Here is a 2,828-nt window from a genome sequence, read left to right on the forward strand (position 1 = left end):
ATGCCGTGCGCCTGGGTCTCAGCATGCTTGACCCGAATGCGTACCACAATTTCACGCGGGCGTGCCGGCGCGACACACCGATGCTTGGCGAAGAAGCAGTGCTGCTGCGCCATTGCCTGGCCGACCAGCTTGAGCGYTCCTGCGATCTCRGCGAATCCGTCCTGCGAGCGCTTGACGCGTACGGACAACAACAGGCGGCGCTTCAGCGCGCCCAGCCGGAGCAGCCCGGTCATCTGCGTCAGSCCGTCCGCCCACTCCCCATGCAAGCGCCTGGGGTTAGCGTACCCGCCACGCCGCAGCGCCTGGAAGAGCCCGTTCCCGGCTCCGCGACCAGACCGATGGCCGATACGAGCGAACGTCTCGCACCGCGCGATGCCTGTGCACCCCTGCACGCGGATAGCGCCACGCCGCAAGGCGGCCGAACTCCCCATAARAAGCGCAAGACGGCCATCGACGACAGCCTCCCAGCGAAGATTGCGCGTTTATCACACCCGAGGGACGTTCCTGCGGGCATTGCCCCTGAAACCCAGGCAAGGCTGGCCACCATTCGCGACGCCGTRCCGCGCCGGGATGGGGAAGCCAATCTGCCCTACGCCCGCCGACTGCACGAGCAGCGGCCCGGCCTCAGCCCGAGCGAGCTGTCCCTGCTCTCGGGTGCCGCGAAAAAACATCTGCGCCGCGATCCGGCCTTCAAGGCGCTCTCCGTGGAACTGGCTGCCATTCGCCACGCCGTGCCGCGCCGGGACGGGGAAGCCAGTCTGCCCTACGCCCGCCGACTGCGCGAGCAGCGGCCCGGCCTCGGCCTGAGCGAGCTGTCCCTGCTCTCGGGCACCGCGGAAAGCCATCTGCGCAGCGAGCCGGCCTTCAAGACGCTCCCCGTGGAACTGGCCGCCATTCGCGACGCCGTGCCGCGCCTGGACGGGGAAGCCAGTCTGGCCTACGCCCGCCGCCTGCGTGAGCAGCGGCCCGGCCTCGGCCTGAGCGAGCTGTCCCTGCTCTCGGGCGCCACAGAAAACCAACTGCGCAGCGAGCCGGCCTTCAAGGCGCTCTCCGYGGAACTGGCCGCCATTCGCGACGCTATTCGCGACGCCGTGCCRCGCCRGGACGGGGAAGCCAATCTGCCCTACGCCCGCCGCCTGCGCGAGCAGCGGCCCGGCCTCAGCCTGARCGAGCTGTCCCTGCTTTCGGGCGCCACGGAAAGCCATCTGCGCAGCGAGCCGGCCTTCAAGACGCTCTCCGTGGAACTGGCCGCCATTCGCGAGGCCGTGCCGCGCCGGGACAGGGAAGCCAGTCTGGCCTACGCCCGCCGCCTGCACGAGCAGTGGCCCGGCCTCAGCCTGAACGAGTTGTCCCTGCTTTCGGGCGCCTTGGAAACCCAACTGCGCCGCGAGCCGGCCTTCAAGGCGCTCCCCGTGAAACTGGCCGCCATTCGCGACGCCGTGCCGCGCCGGGACGGGGAAGCCAGTCTGCCCTACGCCCGCCGCCTGCGCGAGCAGCGGCCCGGCCTCAGCCTGAACGAGCTGTCCCTGCTCTCGGGCACCTTGGAAAGCCATCTGCGCAGCGAGCCGGCCTTCAAGACGCTCCCCGTGGAACTGGCCACCATTCGCGACGCCGTGCCGCGCCGGAACGGGGAAGCCAATCTGGCCTACGCCCGCCGCCTGCGCGAGCAGCGGCCCGGCCTCAGCCTGAGCGAGCTGTCCCTGCTCTCGGGCACCACGGAAAGCCATCTGCGCCGCGAGCCGACCTTCAAGACGCTCCCCGTGGAACTGGCCACCATTCGCGACGCCGTGCCGCGCCGGAACGGGGAAGCCAGTCTGGCCTACGCCCGCCGCCTGCGCGAGCAGCGGCCCGGCCTCAGCCTGAGCGAGCTGTCCCTGCTCTCGGGCGCCGCGGAAAACCATCTGCGCGGCGAGCCGGCCTTCAAGGCGCTCTCCGTGGAACTGGCCGCCATTCGCGACGCCGTGCCGCGCCGGGACGGGGAAGCCAATCTGGCCTACGCCCGCCGCCTGCGCGAGCRGCGGYCCGGCCTCAGCCTGAGCGAGCTGTCCCTGCTCTCGGGCGCCTTGGAAAGCCATCTGCGCRGCGAGCCGGCCTTCAAGACGCTCTCCGTGGAACTGGCCGCCATTCGCGACGCCGTGCCGCGCCGGGACAGGGAAGCCAATCTGGCCTACGCCCGCCGCCTGCGCGAGCAGCGGCCCGGCCTCAGCCTGAACGAGCTGTCCCTGCTCTCGGGCACCATGGAAAACCGACTGCGCCGCGAGCCGGCCTTCAAGACGATGTATGCGCAGCCTGCGGCCATTGGCAGCCACGTGCCGGCACAAGTCATCAARTCGGAGTCGACAACCATCAAGGAGCCAGATCCTGTATTCGTGGAGAAGCCGTTGGACCAGGCGCGAACAGCGTTYTTCGAGGAGTTGGCATCGCAATGCGATCTGACGGCCGATAAACCCGTMTGGTCCAGCGTGCTGAAAGACTCGCCAGCCATCATCATCAATCACCCGATGGAATACGATCCACGGATGGAAAACATGTTCCCCCTGCGGGACCCGAAAGATCCCGTGAATCGTGCCCACCCACGCTATGCCGGCCCCAACGGGGAGGTTGCCGCCAGTGTCAAGGYCACCGATGTTCTACTCGCCCGCGGCGCGTTTTCATATATGGAACAKATCTCGACATCTGACGAACATCACCGGCTGCCCAGGCTCAASCGCCCAGCACTTGTTCARCTCAAGCGGGCGCTTCAGGAAGACGTACTGGCGGAGATGCGACGCCTGATCGAAGGCAAACCACAGGAGACGTTGCGCTGCCGGCCCGGCAGACTGGCCGCA

Annotated in this window: 2 protein-coding genes; one reads left to right on the forward strand and one right to left on the reverse strand. The window is 68.6% G+C overall.

The window, feature by feature from the left end; translation table 11 throughout:
* The coding region (locus AC1DQ3_RS36285) for a hypothetical protein (RefSeq protein ID WP_477124913.1) at positions 1-233 on the reverse strand (233 nt) is incomplete at its 3' end.
* 105 nt (positions 234-338) lie between these two features.
* Between AC1DQ3_RS36285 and AC1DQ3_RS36290 the strand changes: the two genes are divergently transcribed.
* On the forward strand, positions 339-2,828 hold a 2,490-nt coding region (locus tag AC1DQ3_RS36290; protein WP_477124914.1), incomplete at its 3' end, for a hypothetical protein.

Source organism: Cupriavidus sp. 01T418 (assembly GCF_056398885.1).